Here is an 18,901-nt window from a genome sequence, read left to right on the forward strand (position 1 = left end):
TGAAGGCAGGCCGTCAACTGGCCAGCATGGTCTGCGTTTGCTGATGGAAGGGCCTGTACAGACAGGTCTGCTCCTATCAATTGCAGTGACCAAGCATCGTGCAAATTTCAATGCAAGAGCTTCAATGGGCCGCGAATGAAAGCAGGTGATTGGGCAAGGAATGCATTTGGACAACTGACACAAGTCATCTACCAGACCGCGCCTGCTGCAAAGGAGCGCGTGGCCAGGTACCCCAACTTTGACATTCTCCGACTGCTACTGGCAGTTGAAGTAGCCTTTGTGCATGCCTGGGCAACAGTGGAGCCAAGCTTCAATTGGAACCCATACATCATGGCCGTTCCGGCATTTCTGGCGATCAGCGGCTTTCTGGTTCTGCAAAGTTATGCGGAGTCCGGCGCCTGGGGAGTGTTCCTGAGAAAGCGAGCCCTTCGCATTCTCCCCGCCCTGCTGGTATCACTGGCGCTCTGCCTGGTCTTGTTCGATCTCCGCGCTGCTTACAACTCGTTCCTGAACTGGATTACCGGTGGCATTTATACGCTACCCGGAATAGCCAATGGCCCTCTCTGGTCGCTGGCCTGGGAGGAGGTCGCCTATCTGGTGCTCGCTGGGCTCTGGGTAATCGGCGCATACAAACGCCCCTTCACCATCTGGGCGCTGTTAGCACTGTCTTTGCTGATCTGCTGGGTAACCTTGGGTATTGACCCGCACACTCGGATGATTCTGTTCCTGGGCCCAGCATTCTTCATCGGAAATCTCATGTATCTGTACCGTGATGCTCTGCTGAAGATACACCCGATCGTTCCATGGATATTCTTTTACATCATGCTGCAGTGGCGCTTCGTACCAGACGCCAATCTCATGGGCGGGGCATTTCTATTGATGGTCCAGGCATTTGCCGTGGTCTGGGCAGGAATGGCGGGAGCACGAATAATACCATTCAAACTTCCCGACCTCAGCTATGGTGTTTATATCTACCACATGCCAATCATCTTGTTCCTGTTTACCCGTTTCAATATAACCACCCTGCCGTCAATGCTCCTGCTACTGGCAGCTTCGGTTATCCCTCTGTGCTTGGCCAGCTGGTATCTCGTTGAGAAACCAGCACTTCGCTTGAAGAAAAAGAGCGCCACAATCAACAAGGCCTACACTGTCGCTGCCACCTCGCAGTAGAAAATTCGCAACTTGAGTACCGAGGTAGAAAAAAATCAGGAGCCCATAGGCTCCTGATTTATCTCTACTACTTAGTACCCCCAGGGTTCTGCCATTATGCATTCGCCTGCAGGAAAGCTATAATTTGCGCAGGAGTCTTCAGCAAGTCAGCCTGCTCCTCCGGAATGGTGATGCCCGTCTTCTCCTGGACATCTACCAGAACCAGCATGACATCGAGGGAGTCAACTCCAAGGTCAGCCAGGGTGAGCCCCATTTTATCTTCGCTCAGCTTTAGGCCAGCAACGTTACGCTCAATTGCTTCAATGACCTCGGCATAAAACTTTTCCGCCATGAATTACCTCGTTACTCTTGAATAAATTGCGCTGGCCCATGATAGCCCCACGCCGAAGCCGGAAAAAACAAGGGTCTGCAGAGCAGGTTCATCCAGGTACTTTTCCAGCAAAACAGGAATAGATGAGGAGACCAGGTTACCAGTGAACTCCAAATTGACGGGAGCACGATCCTGGATATCCCCGATTCTCTTGATCGTATTCTCCAGCATGAACCGACTTCCTTGATGCAGCAGGAAAAGATCAATCTCTGACTTATCGACCTCCTCCGACTCCAACAGTTCTTGAATCTGCTTTGGAACGTCCATCAAGGCAAAGTTGAAAACAGCGCGACCGTTCATCACAAGTTTCCCGTCGACCTTTATAAGTGCCGATTCTCCGCGAGTGGAGAATTTGCAGGCCTGAGAAACGAATTTTGGCGTGTCACTCAATAACGTGACAGTTGCTCCGTCCCCGAAAAGCAGCGAGGTGTTCTTGTCTTCGGGATCAAGAATTCGAGAGTAAGGATCACAAGTGAAGAGCAAGCCCTTCTTCATCCCATGCATCTGCATGAATGAAGCGACTACCTGCAGCCCGTATACATACCCGGAGCACCCCAGCCCTATATCAAAGCCGGCACATTGCTCAGGTGCATCAATAGCCGCCTGAACCAGAGCAGAAGAATGGGGAATCCCCCCATGATCAGGCGTTTGAGTACACACGACGATGCACTCGATGGACCGCGGATCAATCCCCGTGCGGGCACTGAGTGCCTCGAATGCTGCCTGGCAGGCACTGGTGACCGTCTCATCATCACTCAGGCGCGGCAACGTTCTGCAGCCAATCTTGTCGAGCACGAAGCCTTCATCGACATCGAATTGGCTACCCTGCTCCAGATTATCGACTGCTGTGGAGGGGATATAGGATGCAACCGCCTCGATACCGATATTGAATTTCATGTTTCCCCTCATTCAGGCGATGCAAGAAAAATAGATCTCACCGACCTTCTGGCCTGCGCTGTAGACATCGCTGCAAGTCAGTCGCGTACCAATCGACTTGACGATGGAAATACTAATGTCACCTGTCAACGCCAAAGGAATACGCCCCCGATAGCGGCTGAACACCCAGCGCGACGCCTGGCCTTGATAATGCTCCAGGTGGAGCCGTTTGCAGAGCGCCACCATGTTCTCAGCATCCGAATGGGTATCAGCCAGCGGAGAGGCGATAGTGCTCGCATCAATACGGGCAAACCGGGCGATGGCATCCTCGTCGTAGTCGACACGCTCCGCAGAAGCGGAGACCTCCAGCGGATTGAAACAGAGCACAAATCCATCGCCATCGCTGGGCGCCAGCCTTGCCACCACACAGTCACCAGACCTGGCGTCGCGGCGCTCAATGCTGCAGGTGAAGCCGTGCATCATCTGGTGAAAGACCAGGTCCAGCGACGCGGAAGCCACACCCTCTTCCACCAATAATCGCCCCAGCTCATCGAAAACACTGGTGCCATGGACATAGTCGCGTGCTCCCTTGAGCGGAAACGTCACTCGGTTCTTCATGCAGATCACCTCAACGCGTCGGACCTGTGTTCAAGCTTGGCACACGCTTGGCCGGATTACCGAACACCGACGTTCCAGCCTCAACATCCTTCACGACAACACTCCCCATACCGACGGAGGCTTTCCCTCCCACGTGCCGGTTGTCACGAACCCTGACACCCATCCCCAGAGTGGCGCCGGCTCCTATCAGAGAGTGCCCGCCGATCAGATTTCCGACTGACATCCAGACGTTGTCTTCAACCGTTGCACCATGACCGATATTGCTCAGATTGCCGATGATGACACCGTCGCCGATCCTGGTAGACCCGAGCACGCCGCGAGGGATTACGCAGTTGGATCCGATTTCTACATCGCTACCGATCATCACCCCGCAAAGGTGGGGAAACTTCAGGCGTTCGCCATGCAGGCTTCGATAGACAATGATGCCATTGCAGCCAATCACGGTGTTCTCGCGGATAACGCTGCCGCGACCGATCTGCGTCCCAGTCTTTATGACACACCCCGCGCTGATGACCACATCGTCCTCGATGCGGACGCCAGGTTCGACAACTGCGGAGGGATGGATATTTGCCGAACCGGCGATCGTGACTTCGGGGGACATGATTGAGGTGTAAGGGAGAATTTCATTCTCCCGCAGCAGGTCCATGAGTAGTCGGATCAGTCCACCACGCGCATCGTCCACCTGAACGTAACAATTGCGCAAATTCGCAGCTTGAGCACTGCCCTGGGTGATGATCAGGCAGCCCGAAAGATGCTCTTCGCAGTGGTCAAGATCCAGCGCTGCGCAGAAACCGATGGCTTTCGAGCCACCCTTGCGAATATCACAGACGCCCTCCAGACGAGAAACGTCAGCGCCCCATACGCTGATTACCTCGGCCGCGGTAGAATGGCGTAACCTTTCTATTATGTCCTGGCCCGACACTGAGCGTGAAAAGAAGGAAATTTCCATTTTAGATAGACCACCGCTCAGCTGTTCAAGGAGATAGGCTGGGATTCTAATCACGAAGCCCGACCTCTCCAAATACCGGTGATCCAACAGCCGGCTGTTATCCAGCCACATGGCCAGTCTTTGCCAATTGCCTCACGCCGCAACGTGCTGCTAGCCTCCTCGAAACTCAATGTCCTGCGCCGCCCTGCAAAAAGCTCTTCCCACTCTTGCGCCGTCCGAGGCATCTGATCAGGGCCGGTTATGATCTCTCTCAAGCGCATAATTTATTCCTCCACACTGCTCGCACCACGCAACAGGTACCCCCTGGTGCTGGCAAGCTTGCTGCTGGCCTCTCTGCTCTGGCCCCTGCACCACTTCGCCCAGCGCTACTACAGCGAACAACTGGCCGAACAGAACCAGCAGACCCTCGACCTCTACGTCGCCAACCTGCTCGGCACCCTGCGGCGCTACGAAGACCTGCCGCCGATCCTTGGCGAGCTGCCGACCCTGCGCGCCGCGCTGCAGGCGCCTGACAGCCTGGTGGCGCAGAACGCCGCCAACCTGGAGCTGCAGCGCATCCGCGGGCGTACCGGGGCCGATGTCATCTACCTGATCCAGGCGGACGGCATGACCCACGCGGCGTCCAACTGGGACCAGGCCGACAGCTTCGTCGGCCGCAATTTCGCCTTCCGCCCGTACTACAAGGAAGCGACCCAGGGTCGGCCGGGGCGTTTCTTCGGCCTGGGGACCACCTCCAAGCGGCGCGGCTACTATTTCGCCAGCGACGTGCGCGACGGCGGCAAGCTGCTCGGCGTGCTGGTGGTGAAGGTCGACCTGGAACACATGGAGCAGCTCTGGGGCAACACGCCGGAGCAGTTGCTGGTGATGGACTCCAACGGCGTGGTCATCCTGTCGTCCAGCAACGCCTGGCGCTTCCACACCGGGAAAGAACTGTCGCCCGCCAAGCAGCGCGAAATCGCCGAGAACATTCCTTACCCGGTGCTGCACCCGGCGCCGCTGAAGATCGACCAGCGCCGCTGGATCAGCCAGAGCCGGCATCTGCCGGAGACCGGCTGGACGGTGAGCATCTATACACCGCGCACTCAGGTCGATGCTCCCGTGCGCAGCGTCGTGTTGATCGGTGCTGCGACCCTGGTCGCCCTTCTTCTATTGCTGTCGCTGCTGACCATCAGCCGCCGCCACTACCTCGAACGCATCGCCCTGGAAGCCCAGGCCAAGCACGAGCTGGAGCTGCGTGTGCAGGAGCGCACCCAGGAGCTGGAGGGCGCCAATACCCGGCTGCTGGAGGAAGTCAGCAACCGCGAGCAGGCCCAGCGCGAGCTGATGCACGCCCAGGACGAGGTAGTACAAGCCGGCAAGCTCACCGCCCTGGGCACCATGTCCGCCAGCATCAGCCACGAACTCAACCAGCCGTTGGCAGCGATCCGCAGCTATGCCGACAACGCCCGCGTGCTGCTCGACCACGAGCGTTACGACGACGCCCGCGGCAACCTGCAGCAGATCGGCGAGCTGACCGGACGCATGGCCTCGATCATCGGCCACCTCAAGGCCTACGCCCGTGGTGCCCGCCGTGCGCCGGAAAACGTTGCGCTGCAGCCGGCGATCAACGACGCCCTGGCGCTGGTCGCCCAGCGCCGCCAGGCGATGAACGTGGAGCTGCTGCGGGATCTGCCGGATGCCGCGATCTGGGTCCAGGCTGGCGAGACGCGGCTGCGGCAGATTCTCTCCAACCTGATCTCCAACGCTCTCGACGCGCTGACCGAGAAGGGTCTGCCCCGGCGCATCTGGCTGACGGCGGAGCAGACACCCGAACGCATCATCCTGTCCCTGCGCGACAACGGGCCGGGCTTCTCTGAACAGGCGCTGGCCCACGCCCGCGAGCCGTTCTTCACCACCAAGACCAGCGCCAAGGGCCTGGGTCTCGGCCTGGCTATCTGCGACACGCTGCTGCGCACGCTCGGCGGACATCTGGAATTGGGTAATCACCCCGAGGGCGGCGCTCTCGTACAATTGCACCTGTTGCCGGGGATTCCCGGCGTGACCCTGACGCCGCAAGAGGAAACCCGCGCATGAGTTCGGTCGAGCCATTCGACGCCACCACCCAGGTCCTGCTGGTCGACGACGACCCGCACCTGCGCCAGGCGCTCTGCCAGACCCTCGACCTCGCCGGCTTCAAGGTGGTCGCCCTGGGCGATGCGCGGCAGATCGACCCGCAGCAGGCGCGCGACTGGCCGGGGGTGATCGTCAGCGATATCCGCATGCCCAACATTGACGGCCTGCAACTGCTCGAACAGCTGCATGCCCAGGACTCCGGCCTGCCGGTGATCCTGATCACCGGCCACGGCGACGTGCCGCTGGCAGTGAAAGCCATGCGCTCCGGTGCCTACGACTTCCTGGAAAAACCCTTCCCCAGCGACGCCCTGCTCGACAGCGTGCGCCGCGCGCTGGACGTGCGCCGGCTGGTGCTGGAAAACCGCAGCCTGCGCCTGGCCCTGACCGAACAGAAGGAATTGCGCGGCCGCCTGGTTGGCCAGTCCGCGCCCATGCAGCGCCTGCAGCAGCAGGTCGCCTCGCTTTCGGCTATTCAGGCGGATGTGCTGGTGCTGGGCGAGACCGGCTCCGGCAAGGAAGTGGTGGCCCGCGCGCTGCACGATCTGTCCAGCCGCCGCAACGGTCCCTTCGTCGCCATCAACGCCGGCGCGCTGGCCGAGTCGGTGGTGGAGAGCGAGCTGTTCGGCCACGAGCAGGGCGCCTTCACCGGCGCGCAGAAGCGCCGCATCGGCAAGTTCGAATACGCCAATGGCGGCACCCTGTTCCTCGACGAGATCGAGAGCATGAGCCTGGATGTGCAGGTGAAACTGCTGCGCCTGTTGCAGGAGCGCACGGTCGAGCGCCTGGGCTCCAACCAGCTCATTCCGCTGGACATCCGCATCATCGCGGCAACCAAGGAAGACCTGCGCCTGGCCTCGGACGAAGGCCGCTTCCGCGCCGACCTCTATTACCGCCTGAATGTCGCCAGCCTGCGCATCCCGCCGCTGCGCGAGCGCGGCGACGACATCCTCTTCCTGTTCCAGCACTTCGCCGAACGCGGCGCCGAACGCCACGGACTGAGCCCACGCCCGCTGGACTCTGCCCAGCGGGCGCAACTGCTCGCCCACGGCTGGCCGGGCAACGTGCGGGAACTGCAGAACGCGGCGGAGCGTTATGCCCTTGGCCTTGACCTGGGCCTCGATGAATCCCACGGCCAGGCAATCTCGGTCGCTCCCGGCGCCGGATTGAACGAGCAGGTGGAGTCCTTCGAGCGCTCGCTGATCGCCGCCGAAATGGCGCGCTCGCACACCTCCCTGCGCAGCCTGGCCGAAGCACTGGGGCTACCGCGCAAGACGTTGCACGACAAGCTGCGCAAGCATGGCCTGCTGTTTTCCGGCAGTGGCGGAAATTCCGCCGACGATGCCGACAGCTAGGCAAGAATCCGCCTATCCCAACACCTGCTACCAAGGGAGAACTGCGCCGCAGCGCGCTCCCGCGTAGCCTTGGCGCCTGGCACACACCTTGCTCTGCGACATGGGTGCGATTGCCTTGTGCAGCACACCTCGCGACATGCCCGTCATGGCGCGCCCGCCGGGCCACGAACCCGGCGGTGTCCTTCGGCTGAATTGCCATCTCGCGCTCACATCCTGTTGAGCGCACCGCCGGGTGCAGTGATCCTGCCCCGGCCAATTTCCCTTTCCCGCCCTAGCGCTCAGTACTTTCTTACATAACGCTCCCCTGCATGTGTCTGCCGCTTCGCTGGCCGCAACCACACGCCCTGCGCGGGCCTGCCATTTCGGCCGCCATCAGGCGGTCATGAAGTCGCGCTCAAATCTTCACGAAATCCCCTCTAAACCGGGCGCTAATGCAAATCGTCTCCTATGGTTTATCCGGGGTGAGCGGAGCAGGAAGTACCGCTCGAAACATTGGATAGCAAGCTATTGACCTGAATCAGGGGAGCCCCCCCAAGACCGGGCGCCTAATAGCCTCACTCTCCAACTTCCTATAGGGAGATTCTCAAATGTCGCAAGAAAGCAGCCAAAAACTACGGCTGGGCGCATTAACCGCCCTGGTCGTGGGATCGATGATCGGCGGGGGCATCTTCTCCCTTCCGCAGAACATGGCAGCCAGCGCAGACGTCGGCGCCATTCTCATCGGTTGGGCCATCACCGCGGTCGGCATGCTGACCCTGGCGTTCGTCTTCCAGACCCTGGCCAACCGCAAACCCCAACTCGACGGCGGTGTGTACGCTTACGCCAAGGCCGGGTTCGGTGACTACATGGGCTTCTCCTCGGCCTGGGGTTACTGGATCAGCGCCTGGCTCGGCAACGTCGGTTACTTCCTCCTGCTGTTCAGCACCCTGGGCTACTTCTTCCCGATCTTCGGCAAGGGCGACACCGTCGCGGCGATAGTCTGCGCGTCGATCCTCTTGTGGGCCCTGCACTTCCTGGTGCTGCGCGGAATCAAGGAAGCGGCGTTCATCAACACCATCACCACGGTGGCGAAGATCGTCCCGCTGTTCCTGTTCATCCTGATCTGCCTGTTCGCCTTCAAGCTGGACATCTTCACCGCTGACATCTGGGGCAAGAGCAATCCTGACCTGGGCAGCGTGATGAACCAGGTGCGCAACATGATGCTGGTCACCGTCTGGGTGTTCATCGGTATCGAAGGCGCGAGCATCTTCTCCTCCCGTGCGGAAAAACGCTCGGACGTGGGTAAGGCCACCGTGATCGGCTTCATCACTGTCCTGCTGCTGCTGGTGCTGGTGAACGTGCTGTCCATGGGCGTGATGACCCAACCGGAACTGGCCAAGCTGCAGAACCCGTCGATGGCACTGGTACTGGAGCACGTAGTCGGCCACTGGGGTGCGGTGCTGATCAGCGTCGGCCTGTTGATCTCCCTGCTGGGTGCCCTGCTGTCCTGGGTCCTGCTGTGCGCCGAGATCATGTTCGCCGCCGCCAAGGACCACACCATGCCGGAGTTCCTCCGCAAGGAGAACGCCAACCAGGTGCCGGCCAACGCCCTCTGGCTGACCAACATCTGCGTACAGGTCTTCCTGGTCATCGTGTTCTTCACCTCCGGTAGCACCGACGGTGGCATGGACCCGTACACCAAGATGCTGCTGCTGGCGACCTCGATGATCCTCATCCCGTACTTCTGGTCCGCGGCCTACGGCCTGCTGCTGGCAGTCAAGGGCGAGACCTACGAGAACGACTCGGCTGACCGCACCAAGGATCTGATCATCGCCGGTATCTCGGTTCTCTACGCGGTGTGGCTGATCTACGCAGGCGGCCTGAAGTACCTGCTGCTGTCGGCGCTGCTGTACGCGCCCGGCGTCATCCTCTTCGCCAAAGCGAAACACGAAGTGGGTCAACCCATCTTCACCAATGTCGAGAAGCTCATCTTCGCAGTAGTCGTGATCGGTGCATTGATCGCGGCCTATGGCCTCTACGACGGCTTCCTCACTCTGTAACTCCTGGAGACATCTCATGAGCACGGAAAAAACCAAACTTGGCGTCCATTCTGAAGCTGGCAAACTACGCAAAGTGATGGTCTGCTCGCCCGGACTCGCCCATCAACGCCTGACCCCGAGCAACTGCGACGAGTTGCTGTTCGACGACGTTATCTGGGTGAACCAGGCGAAGCGTGACCACTTCGACTTCGTCACCAAGATGCGCGAACGCGGCATCGATGTTCTGGAAATGCACAACCTGCTGACCGACATCGTCGCCAACCCCGAGGCACTGAAGTGGATCCTCGATCGCAAGATCACCGCTGACAGCGTCGGCGTAGGCCTGACCAACGAGCTGCGTTCCTGGCTGGAAAGCCTGGAGCCGCGCAAACTGGCCGAGTTTCTCATCGGCGGCGTGGCCTCCGACGACATCCCGGAAAGCGAAGGCGCCAAGGCGCTGAAGATGTACCGCGACTACCTGGGCCACTCCAGCTTCCTGCTGCCGCCGCTGCCCAACACCCAGTTCACCCGTGACACCACCTGCTGGATCTACGGCGGTGTGACCCTGAACCCGATGTACTGGCCGGCGCGACGTCAGGAAACCCTGCTGACCACTGCCATCTACAAATTCCACCCGGAATTCACCAACGCCGAATACGAAGTCTGGTACGGCGATCCGGACAAGGACCACGGCATGTCCACCCTCGAGGGTGGTGACGTAATGCCCATCGGCAACGGTGTGGTCCTGATCGGCATGGGCGAGCGTTCCTCCCGCCAGGCCATCGGCCAGGTAGCCCAGGCGCTGTTCGCCAAGGGCGCTGCCGAGAAAGTCATCGTCGCCGGGCTGCCGAAGTCCCGCGCCGCGATGCACCTGGACACCGTCTTCACCTTCTGCGACCGCGACCTGGTCACCGTCTTCCCGGAAGTGGTGAAAGAGATCGTTGCCTTCACCCTGCGCCCGGACGAGAAGAGCCCCTACGGCATCAACGTCCAGCGCGAAGACAAGGACTTCATGACCGTCGTCGCCGAATCCCTGGGCCTGAAGAAACTGCGCGTCGTCGAAACCGGCGGCAACAGCTTCGCCGCCGAACGCGAACAGTGGGACGACGGCAACAACGTGGTCTGCCTGGAACCGGGCGTGGTGGTCGGCTATGACCGCAACACCTACACCAACACCCTGCTGCGCAAGGCCGGTGTGGAAGTGATCACCATCAGCGCCGGCGAACTGGGCCGCGGCCGTGGCGGCGGTCACTGCATGACCTGCCCGATCATCCGCGACCCGATCGACTTCTGATCCGCGGCAAGCTTCAGACGCAACTACCACAAACAGAGCGCAAGCACCTCACGAGGCGGCCCCGCAAGGGCCGCCTGCCCCGCCAGCCACGAGCTGTACTGACGAGGCCGAGATTTCCGTCCCACAAGGAGAAAGACCATGGCTTTCAACATGCACAACCGCAACCTGCTCAGCCTGATGCACCACAGCACTCGCGAGTTGCGCTATCTGCTCGACCTGTCCCGCGACCTGAAACGCGCCAAGTACACCGGTACCGAGCAACAGCACCTGAAAGGCAACAACATTGCGCTGATCTTCGAAAAGACCTCGACCCGCACCCGCTGCGCCTTCGAAGTCGCCGCCTATGACCAGGGCGCCAACGTTACCTACATCGACCCGAACTCCTCGCAGATCGGCCACAAGGAGTCCATGAAGGACACCGCCCGCGTTCTCGGCCGCATGTACGACGCCATCGAATACCGTGGCTTCAAGCAGGAGATCGTCGAGGAACTGGCCAAGTTCGCCGGCGTACCGGTGTTCAACGGCCTGACCGACGAGTACCACCCGACCCAGATGCTGGCCGACGTGCTGACCATGCGCGAGCACAGCGACAAGCCGCTGCACGACATCGCCTACGCCTACCTGGGCGACGCCCGCAACAACATGGGTAACTCCCTGCTGCTGATCGGCGCCAAGCTCGGCATGGACGTGCGCATCGCCGCTCCGAAGGAACTCTGGCCGACCGACGAACACGTCGCTGCCTGCAAGAAATTCGCAGAAGAAAGCGGTGCTCGCATCACCATCACCGAAGACCCGAAAGAAGCCGTCAAGGGCGTGGACTTCATCCACACCGACGTCTGGGTCTCCATGGGTGAGCCGGTCGAAGCCTGGGGCGAACGCATCACCGAACTGCTGCCCTACCAGGTCAACATGGACATGATGAAGGCCGCCGGCAACCCGCGCGTGAAGTTCATGCACTGCCTGCCCGCCTTCCACAACAGCGAGACCAAGGTCGGCAAGGACATCGCCGCCAAGTACCCGAACCTGAAGAACGGCATCGAAGTGACCGAAGACGTCTTCGAATCCCCGTACAACATTGCCTTCGAGCAGGCGGAAAACCGCATGCACACCATCAAGGCAATCCTCGTTTCGACCCTCGCCGACATGTAATGCCGGGCCGCCCCCGGACCGCGACAGATTGCCGGTCCGGGGTGCGTTTCCACTCTTTCGGAGGAAATGAATATGCGTATCGTCGTCGCATTGGGCGGCAATGCCCTGCTGCGTCGTGGCGAGCCCATGACTGCCGACAACCAGCGCACCAACGTACGGATCGCTGCCGAACAGATCGCCAAGGTTGCCCCGGGCAACGAGCTGGTGATCGCCCACGGCAACGGCCCGCAGGTCGGCCTGCTGGCCCTGCAGGGTGCGGCCTACGAGAAGGTCAGCCCCTATCCGCTGGACGTTCTCGGCGCCGAGACCGAAGGCATGATCGGCTACATGATCGAACAGGAAATGGGCAACCTGCTGCCGTTCGAAGTGCCGTTCGCCACCCTGCTCACCCAGGTCGAGGTCGATTCCAAGGACCCGGCCTTCCAGAACCCGACCAAGCCCATCGGCCCGGTCTACTCCAAGGAAGAGGCCGAAGCCCTCGCCAAGGAGAAAGGCTGGAGCATCGCCCCGGACGGCGACAAGTTCCGCCGCGTCGTGGCCAGCCCGCGTCCGAAGCGCATCTTCGAGATCCGCCCGGTCAAGTGGCTGCTGGAGAAAGGCACCATCGTCATCTGCGCAGGCGGTGGCGGCATCCCGACCATGTACGACGAATCCGGCAAGAAACTCTCCGGCGTCGAAGCGGTGATCGACAAGGACCTGTGCTCCTCGCTGCTGGCCCAGGAACTGTCGGCTGACATCCTGATCATCGCCACCGACGTGGACGCGGCCTACATCGACTGGGGCAAACCGACCCAGAAAGCCATCGCCCAGGCCCACCCGGACGAACTGGAACGCTTAGGCTTCGCCGCCGGCTCCATGGGTCCGAAGGTCATGGCCGCCATGGAATTCGCCCGCGCCACCGGCAAGGATGCAGTGATCGGCTCGCTGGAAAACATCGTCGCCATCACCCAGGGCAAGTCCGGTACTCGCGTCAGCACCCAGAAAGCTGGCATCGAATACCGCTAAGCCGCCCTCAGCAAAGGCACTATCGAAACGGGAGCCCCAGTGGGCTCCCGTTTTCGTTCAGGGTGTGCTGCAGGATTCATTCAGGAACTCGTCGCCTTCTTCCGACAAATCCTGGCGCGAGCGTGACTCGGCGGTCATCATCCTCGTCAGCTAAAGCATTCCGAATCACTAGAAGCCACGCCTGGCTTTGTGCCACCGGGCTGCCCCTCTTCGGGCCACCGTCGTCCGGCGCGCAAGATGCACTTGCTGAAGGAGTTTCCGAGAGATGTCTCGACTACCGGTCATCGTTGGTTTTGGTGGATATAACGCGGCTGGCCGCAGTTCCTTCCACCACGGGTTCCGCCGCACCGTCCTCGAATCCATGGAGCCCGCCGCCCGCCAGGAAACCCTCGCCGGCCTCGCGGTGATGATGAAGCTGGTCAAGGCAGCCGAGGGCAAGTTCCAGGACAACGAAGGCAACGCCATCGACCTGGCGGCCATCGAACAGCGTTTCGGCGAGCAGATTCGCCAGTCCACCCTGATCCGCCGCATCGAACTGCAATACCTCGACGTCGACGCCGCGCATTGCCACAAGAGCCTGACCGTCAGCGCCGCCGGCGCCCCAATGACCTTCACCAGCCTGCGCAAGCAACTGCCCGAGCCGCTGCCGGCCAACTGGTCGGTGGAAGAACTCGAAGGCGGCGAAGTCCGCGTGATCCTGCACGACAGCTGCGAATTCAAGGTCGACAGCTACCGCGCGCTGCCGGTGAAGTCCGCCGGCCAGCTGCCTACCGGCTTCGAGCCGGGCGAGCTGTACAACTCGCGCTTCCACCCGCGTGGCCTGCAGATGTCCGTGGTCGCCGCCACCGACGCGGTGCGCTCCACCGGCATCGACTGGCAGACCATCTGCAATGCCGTGCAGCCCGACGAGATCGCCGTGTTCTCCAGCAGCATCATGAGCCAGCTGGACGAGAACGGCTTCGGCGGCCTGCTGCAATCGCGCCTGCGCGGCCACCGCGTATCGGCCAAGCAGCTGCCATTGGGCTTCAACAGCATGCCCACCGACTTCATCAACGCCTATGTGCTGGGCAGCGTTGGCATGACCGGCAGCGTCACCGGCGCCTGTGCCACCTTCCTCTACAACCTGCAGAAAGGCATCGACGTCATCACCACCGGCCAGGCCCGCGTGGCCATCGTCGGCAACGCTGAAGCGCCGATCACCTCCGAGATCATCGAGGGCTACGCCGCCATGGGCGCGCTGGCCACCGAGGAAGGCCTGCGCCACATCGAAGGCCGCGACGACGTCGACTTCCGCCGCGCCAGCCGCCCGTTCGGCGACAACTGCGGCTTCTCCCTGGCCGAGTCCGCGCAGTACGTCGTGCTGATGGACGACGAGCTGGCCCTGGAACTGGGCGCCGACATCCACGGCTCGGTGCCGGACGTGTTCATCAACGCCGATGGCTTCAAGAAGTCCATCTCCGCGCCCGGCCCGGGCAACTACCTGACCATGGCCAAGGCCGTGGCCGCCGCCGCGCAGATCGTTGGCGAGAAGAGCGTGCGCCAGCACAGCTTCGTCCACGCCCACGGCTCCAGCACCCCGGCCAACCGCGTCACCGAATCGGAAATCCTCGACCGCGTCGCCACCGCCTTCGGTATCGACGGCTGGCCGGTTACCGCGGTGAAGGCCTTCGTCGGCCACTCCCTGGCCACTGCCAGCGCCGACCAGATGATCTCCGCCCTGGGCACCTTCCGCTACGGCGTCATCCCCGGCATCAAGACCGTCGACAAGTTCGCCGACGACGTCTTCAAGGACCACATCGCGCTGTCCAACAGCGATGTGCGCCGCGACGACCTGGAAGTCTGCTTCATCAACTCCAAGGGCTTCGGCGGCAACAACGCCACCGGCGTGCTGCTTTCCCCCGCCGTTACCGAGAAGATGCTGCGCAAGCGCCATGGCGACGCCGCCTTCGCCGACTACCAGAGCCGCCGCGAAGCCACCCGCACCGCTGCCCGTCAGTACGACGAAGCCGCGACCCAAGGGCGTTTCGAGATCATCTACAACTTCGGCAACGATATGATCGACGAGCAGGCCATCGAGATCAGCGACCAGGGCATCCAGGTGCCAGGCTTCAGCCAGACCATTGCCTACAAGAAGGACCAACGCTTCAGCGACATGCTCGACTGATCGCCGACGTTGAACGAAAAAGCCGGGCAGATGCCCGGCTTTTTCATGTCCAACCATTCACTTCGCGCCTGGCAGGCGCTGTAGGAGCGAGCTTGCTCGCGAACCGCTCAACACCAACCTCTCCGGTGACTCCGTTCGCGAGCAAGCTCGCTCCTACAAGGACGCGGCAAACCCCGCCGGCTGCGTAGGAGCGGATTCATCCGCGATAGCTAACCGCCGCGCCGACGGCCGCAGGTCAATACGTCCCCTGCCCCACACCCAGCTCAAGAATGCTGCTCTTCAGGTTCTCGAAGTCGTACTCGGTCAGCCCGACGTAATCCAGCACCACCGCGCGCACGCTTTCCCACTCGTGGTCCTCGCTCTGGTTGCCCAGCACGCGGTAGGAGCCACAGATGTGTTCGGCCATCTTGAGGATCGCCAGCAGGTTCTTCAGCTGGGTATCGCGGGAGTTGTCCTCGCTGAAGATCGACAGCGCGTTGTGGTGGTTGGCGATGGCCTCACAGACGTGCTCCGGCAGGCGCCAGGAGCGCGCGGTGAAGTAACCCACCACCGCATGGTTGGTGTTCAGCACGCGGTTCTCGGTGTCCACCACGCGGCGCTCGTCGCTGGCGCTGGCGTAGGCCTCCTCCAGCACCGCCATGTAGTGCGGGAAGCGCTTGAGCATCAGCGGAATGCCGCAGTTGTGGAACAGCCCCAGCGCGTAGGCCTCGTCCACTGACTCGTAACCGATGCGCTTGGCCAGGGTCAGGCAGCTCATGGCCACGTCCTGGGCGGTGTCCCAGAAGCGGTTGAGGGTGACGATGGTGGCGTCGGTCATCTCGCCCTTGATCGACTGGGCGTTGATCAGGTTGATCACCGAGCGGCTGCCCAGCAGGTTCACCGCGCGCTGGATCGAGGTGATGCGGTTGGCCAGGCCGAAGAACGGCGAGTTCACCAGTTTCAGCAGCGCGCCGGACAGCCCCGGGTCCTGGCTGATCAGCTTGGCGATCGCCTTCAGGTCCGGGTTGGGCATGAACTGCTCCATCTGCAGGTCAACCATGATCTGCGGCTGCGGCGGCACGCTGATGCCCTGCAGGGCCTGACGGATCTGTTCGGCGGAGAGTTCTTGGGACATGGGGCGCGCTGGCAAAGTTGACGGGGCGCACAGTTTACCCAGAGCCGAGGCTTCTGGAACTGCTGCTTTTGATTGAACTTTCATCGGCGGCTGTGTCGGAACCTTTACACCCAGCGGACGAAATGGGAGACAAGCCATGAGCCACACACTCAAAGGCAAGACCATCGCCATCCTGGTCACCGACGGTTTCGAACAGGTGGAACTGACCGGCCCGCGCGACGCCCTGAAAGAGGCCGGCGCCAAGGTGAAAATCCTCTCCGGCAGCAAGGACAAGGTGCGCGGCTGGAACCACGACCAGCCGGCGGACAACTTCAAGGTCGACGGCACCTTCGAGACGGCGCGCATCGACGAGTACGACGCAGTGCTACTGCCGGGCGGGGTGATCAATTCCGACCAGATACGCAACCTGCCCAAGGCCCAGGAGATCGTGCAGAAGGCCAGCGAGGCCGGCAAACCCATCGCGGTGATCTGCCACGGCGCCTGGCTGCTGGTCTCCGCCGGGCTGGTGAAGGGCAAGACCCTGACCAGCTGGAACTCGCTCAAGGACGACATCAACAACGCCGGCGGCCACTGGGTCGACCGCCAGGTGGTCAAGGACGGGTTGCTGATCAGCAGCCGCAAGCCTGACGACCTGCCCGCCTTCAACAAGCAGCTGATCGAAACCCTGGCCGCCTGAGCACCACCGATCAAAAGCCCGTGCGCCGCGCTCCGGCGGCGCACGTCGCTGCGCTATAATCCCGCTCTTTTTGCCGGAGCCCTTCCCCATGACCCTGCCCAGCCTGCGTCTGAAAGCCAACGCCGAGCGCCGCCTGCGCGCCGGCCACCTGTGGGTCTACAGCAACGAGGTGGACGTTGCCGCCACCCCGCTGAACGGATTCGGCGCCGGCGAGCAGGCCATCCTCGAAATGGCCAACGGCAAGCCGCTGGGCATCGTCGCGATGAGCCCGAACAACCTCATCTGCGCCCGCCTTATTTCCCGCGATACCAAGCACGTTCTCGACAAATCCCTGCTGGTTCACCGCCTGAACGTCGCCCTGAGCCTGCGCGACCGGCTGTTCGACAAGCCCTTCTACCGCCTGGTCTACGGCGACTCCGACCTGCTGCCGGGCCTGGTAGTGGACCGTTTCGGCGACGTGCTGGTCGTCCAGCTCGCCTCGGCGACCATGGAAAAGCACCGCGACGACGTGCTCGCCGCCCTGCTGCAGGTGCTCAAGCCCAGCGCCGTGCTGTGGAAGAACGATTCCAGCGCCCGTGATGCCGAAGGCCTGGAGCGCTACGTGGCGAACGCCTACGGCGAAGTCCCGGAATGGGTAGCCCTGGAAGAGAACGGCGTGAAGTTCGAAGCCCCGGTGCTGGCCGGCCAGAAGACCGGCTGGTTCTACGACCACCGCATGAACCGCGCCCGCCTGCAGCCCTACGTGCAGGGCAAGCGCGTGCTCGACCTGTTCAGCTACATCGGCGGCTGGGGCATCCAGGCCGCGGCCTTCGGCGCCAGCGAAGTGATGTGCGTCGATGCCTCCGGTTTCGCCCTCGACGGCGTCGAGCGCAACGCCACGCTGAACGGCCTCGCCGAGAAAGTCGCCTGCGTGGAAGGTGACGTGTTCGACGCCCTGCGCGAGCTGAAGGCCGCCGACGAGCGCTTCGACGTGATCGTTGCCGACCCGCCCGCCTTCATCAAGCGCAAGAAGGACCTGAAGAACGGCGAGGCCGCGTACCGCCGCCTCAACGAACAGGCCATGCGCCTGCTGTCCAAGGACGGCGTTCTGGTCAGCGCTTCCTGCTCCATGCACCTGCCCGAGGACGACCTGCAGAACATCCTGCTGGGCAGCGCCCGCCACCTGGACCGCAACATCCAGCTGCTCGAACGCGGCGGCCAGGGTCCGGACCACCCGGTGCACCTGGCGATCCCGGAAACCCGCTACATCAAGAGCCTGACCGTGCGCCTGCTGCCCAACGGCTAAGGCACAGCGATAAGGAAAACGGGGCGCCTCCTGACGGGAGCGCCCCGTTTTTCATTGCAGCCGCGGAGGGTTATGCGCCGTACGGGCCTGAAGCTGCGTAGGGCGCATAAAGCGGAACGCTTTATCCGCCACTCCGTCCTGCGATTACTTCATCGGCATCAACGAATCCGCCTCGCTGATCACGGCGTTGCCGGTCTTGCGCTCGAACAGGCACAGCTCGCGGCCCGGCTTGCCCTTCATATGTTTCTGCGCATAGGTCCCACCAATCATCAGCGCCGTGTAGCCCACGCTGTCATCGAACAGCACCGGCGCGCCCAGCACCTTCTTGTTCTGCAGGTGACTCAGCGCCAGGCAGGCTTCGCGTTGCTGCTTGTCCTGGGCCTGCCAGGCCGCGTCGGACGAGGCCTGCACGCTGCCGACGAAGAGTGCAGCGAGCACGGCGATGCGGGTGACTTTCATGGGTTGCTCCTTCAACGATTGGGATCGAAAAGCGTCAATGGCCATTCTGACCACGCCAGGGCGGCGAAAGTCTATGGCTTGTGCCGACCGCCAGCCTTTCCCTGGCGGCAAGGGCCGGCGTAGAATCCGGGGCATTCCTGCCATTTATCCCCCGGCGGGCCTGTGAGCCCCGGCCGAGCAGGCGGTGACCCCGCCAAGCCCCGCGCCGACCTCGCCCATGCAAGGCCATCTGCTGTTTGCATCCGGTGCGTACCGCGCTCACCATACGACTTAGAGTTTGCTCAAGGTCT

General features: G+C 62.0%; 16 protein-coding genes. 10 read left to right on the forward strand and 6 right to left on the reverse strand.

What is annotated here, in order from left to right:
* Positions 1–135 precede the first annotated feature (135 nt).
* Entirely contained in the window at positions 136–1,170 is a 1,035-nt protein-coding gene (locus QO207_RS07635; protein ID WP_301531877.1) for an acyltransferase, read from the forward strand.
* Positions 1,171–1,264: 94 nt separating this feature from the next.
* On the opposite strand, the gene QO207_RS07640 is transcribed toward QO207_RS07635, so the two are convergent.
* The 4 genes from QO207_RS07640 to QO207_RS07655 are packed head-to-tail and all read right to left on the reverse strand — an operon-like array spanning position 1,265 to position 4,094.
* Positions 1,265–1,501 carry a phosphopantetheine-binding protein gene (locus QO207_RS07640; RefSeq protein ID WP_301531878.1) on the reverse strand — a complete coding sequence of 79 codons (237 nt, stop codon included), beginning with the start codon at positions 1,499–1,501 and terminating at the stop codon, positions 1,265–1,267.
* 3 nt (positions 1,502–1,504) lie between these two features.
* Positions 1,505–2,437: a ketoacyl-ACP synthase III gene (locus QO207_RS07645; RefSeq protein WP_301531879.1), complete on the reverse strand. Its 933-nt coding sequence runs from the start codon at positions 2,435–2,437 to the stop codon at positions 1,505–1,507.
* A gap of 12 nt (positions 2,438–2,449) precedes the next feature.
* A complete protein-coding gene (locus QO207_RS07650; RefSeq protein ID WP_301531880.1) occupies positions 2,450–3,034 on the reverse strand; it encodes a hypothetical protein in 585 nt (194 codons plus the stop codon).
* A 10-nt stretch (positions 3,035–3,044) separates the two neighbouring features.
* Positions 3,045–4,094: a DapH/DapD/GlmU-related protein gene (locus QO207_RS07655; protein ID WP_301531881.1), complete on the reverse strand. Its 1,050-nt coding sequence runs from the start codon at positions 4,092–4,094 to the stop codon at positions 3,045–3,047.
* Positions 4,095–4,223: 129 nt separating this feature from the next.
* Here QO207_RS07655 and QO207_RS07660 point away from each other — a divergent pair, with 129 nt between their 5' ends.
* The 7 genes from QO207_RS07660 to QO207_RS07690 all read left to right on the forward strand — a co-directional run bounded on the left by QO207_RS07660 (position 4,224) and on the right by QO207_RS07690 (position 15,077).
* Positions 4,224–6,056: a cache domain-containing protein gene (locus QO207_RS07660; RefSeq protein WP_301531882.1), complete on the forward strand. Its 1,833-nt coding sequence runs from the start codon at positions 4,224–4,226 to the stop codon at positions 6,054–6,056.
* Positions 6,053–7,447: a sigma-54 dependent transcriptional regulator gene (locus tag QO207_RS07665; RefSeq protein ID WP_301531883.1), complete on the forward strand. Its 1,395-nt coding sequence runs from the start codon at positions 6,053–6,055 to the stop codon at positions 7,445–7,447. The genes QO207_RS07660 and QO207_RS07665 overlap by 4 nt, the downstream gene beginning before the upstream one ends.
* A gap of 587 nt (positions 7,448–8,034) precedes the next feature.
* On the forward strand, positions 8,035–9,486 hold the full coding sequence (gene arcD / locus QO207_RS07670; RefSeq protein ID WP_301531884.1) for an arginine-ornithine antiporter: 1,452 nt from the start codon (positions 8,035–8,037) through the stop codon (positions 9,484–9,486).
* A 16-nt stretch (positions 9,487–9,502) separates the two neighbouring features.
* Positions 9,503–10,759: an arginine deiminase gene (arcA, locus tag QO207_RS07675; RefSeq protein WP_301531885.1), complete on the forward strand. Its 1,257-nt coding sequence runs from the start codon at positions 9,503–9,505 to the stop codon at positions 10,757–10,759.
* A 138-nt stretch (positions 10,760–10,897) separates the two neighbouring features.
* A complete protein-coding gene (locus tag QO207_RS07680; protein ID WP_301531886.1) occupies positions 10,898–11,908 on the forward strand; it encodes an ornithine carbamoyltransferase in 1,011 nt (336 codons plus the stop codon).
* Between the two features lie 72 nt (positions 11,909–11,980).
* Positions 11,981–12,913, forward strand: coding sequence for a carbamate kinase (arcC, locus tag QO207_RS07685; RefSeq protein WP_301531887.1), 933 nt, complete (start codon positions 11,981–11,983; stop codon positions 12,911–12,913).
* Positions 12,914–13,178: 265 nt separating this feature from the next.
* Positions 13,179–15,077 (forward strand): beta-ketoacyl synthase, encoded by a 1,899-nt coding sequence (locus tag QO207_RS07690; protein ID WP_301531888.1) that lies wholly within the window; start codon positions 13,179–13,181, stop codon positions 15,075–15,077.
* 235 nt (positions 15,078–15,312) lie between these two features.
* Here the strand turns inward: QO207_RS07690 and QO207_RS07695 are convergent, their stop codons facing one another.
* Complete coding sequence (locus QO207_RS07695) at positions 15,313–16,137, reverse strand: HDOD domain-containing protein (RefSeq protein ID WP_301532076.1); 825 nt, start codon at positions 16,135–16,137, stop codon at positions 15,313–15,315.
* Positions 16,138–16,327: 190 nt separating this feature from the next.
* On the opposite strand from QO207_RS07695, the gene QO207_RS07700 reads away from it, so the two are divergent.
* Both QO207_RS07700 and QO207_RS07705 read left to right on the forward strand, forming a co-directional pair.
* Positions 16,328–16,867 (forward strand): type 1 glutamine amidotransferase domain-containing protein, encoded by a 540-nt coding sequence (locus QO207_RS07700; RefSeq protein WP_301531889.1) that lies wholly within the window; start codon positions 16,328–16,330, stop codon positions 16,865–16,867.
* Between the two features lie 88 nt (positions 16,868–16,955).
* The gene (locus QO207_RS07705) at positions 16,956–18,152 is read left to right on the forward strand and encodes a class I SAM-dependent rRNA methyltransferase (protein WP_081515305.1); all 1,197 of its coding nucleotides are present in this window, start codon (positions 16,956–16,958) and stop codon (positions 18,150–18,152) included.
* Between the two features lie 144 nt (positions 18,153–18,296).
* Here the strand turns inward: QO207_RS07705 and QO207_RS07710 are convergent, their stop codons facing one another.
* Positions 18,297–18,611 carry a hypothetical protein gene (locus tag QO207_RS07710; protein WP_301531890.1) on the reverse strand — a complete coding sequence of 105 codons (315 nt, stop codon included), beginning with the start codon at positions 18,609–18,611 and terminating at the stop codon, positions 18,297–18,299.
* Positions 18,612–18,901 lie beyond the last annotated feature (290 nt).

The organism is Pseudomonas sp. CAN1 (genome assembly GCF_030462585.1).
Lineage (GTDB): Bacteria > Pseudomonadota > Gammaproteobacteria > Pseudomonadales > Pseudomonadaceae > Pseudomonas.

What these genes read in the sequence shown, in the direction of transcription:
- QO207_RS07640 (WP_301531878.1), bottom strand. Translation starts at nt 1,501, where the DNA reads ATGGCGGAAAAGTTTTATGCCGAGGTCATTGAAGCAATTGAGCGTAAC.
- arcA (WP_301531885.1), top strand. Translation starts at nt 9,503, where the DNA reads ATGAGCACGGAAAAAACCAAACTTGGCGTCCATTCTGAAGCTGGCAAA.
- arcC (WP_301531887.1), top strand. Translation starts at nt 11,981, where the DNA reads ATGCGTATCGTCGTCGCATTGGGCGGCAATGCCCTGCTGCGTCGTGGC.
- QO207_RS07690 (WP_301531888.1), top strand. Translation starts at nt 13,179, where the DNA reads ATGTCTCGACTACCGGTCATCGTTGGTTTTGGTGGATATAACGCGGCT.
- QO207_RS07650 (WP_301531880.1), bottom strand. Translation starts at nt 3,034, where the DNA reads ATGAAGAACCGAGTGACGTTTCCGCTCAAGGGAGCACGCGACTATGTC.
- QO207_RS07660 (WP_301531882.1), top strand. Translation starts at nt 4,224, where the DNA reads ATGATCTCTCTCAAGCGCATAATTTATTCCTCCACACTGCTCGCACCA.
- QO207_RS07710 (WP_301531890.1), bottom strand. Translation starts at nt 18,611, where the DNA reads ATGAAAGTCACCCGCATCGCCGTGCTCGCTGCACTCTTCGTCGGCAGC.
- QO207_RS07680 (WP_301531886.1), top strand. Translation starts at nt 10,898, where the DNA reads ATGGCTTTCAACATGCACAACCGCAACCTGCTCAGCCTGATGCACCAC.
- QO207_RS07700 (WP_301531889.1), top strand. Translation starts at nt 16,328, where the DNA reads ATGAGCCACACACTCAAAGGCAAGACCATCGCCATCCTGGTCACCGAC.
- QO207_RS07635 (WP_301531877.1), top strand. Translation starts at nt 136, where the DNA reads ATGAAAGCAGGTGATTGGGCAAGGAATGCATTTGGACAACTGACACAA.
- QO207_RS07645 (WP_301531879.1), bottom strand. Translation starts at nt 2,437, where the DNA reads ATGAAATTCAATATCGGTATCGAGGCGGTTGCATCCTATATCCCCTCC.
- QO207_RS07705 (WP_081515305.1), top strand. Translation starts at nt 16,956, where the DNA reads ATGACCCTGCCCAGCCTGCGTCTGAAAGCCAACGCCGAGCGCCGCCTG.
- arcD (WP_301531884.1), top strand. Translation starts at nt 8,035, where the DNA reads ATGTCGCAAGAAAGCAGCCAAAAACTACGGCTGGGCGCATTAACCGCC.
- QO207_RS07665 (WP_301531883.1), top strand. Translation starts at nt 6,053, where the DNA reads ATGAGTTCGGTCGAGCCATTCGACGCCACCACCCAGGTCCTGCTGGTC.
- QO207_RS07655 (WP_301531881.1), bottom strand. Translation starts at nt 4,094, where the DNA reads ATGTGGCTGGATAACAGCCGGCTGTTGGATCACCGGTATTTGGAGAGG.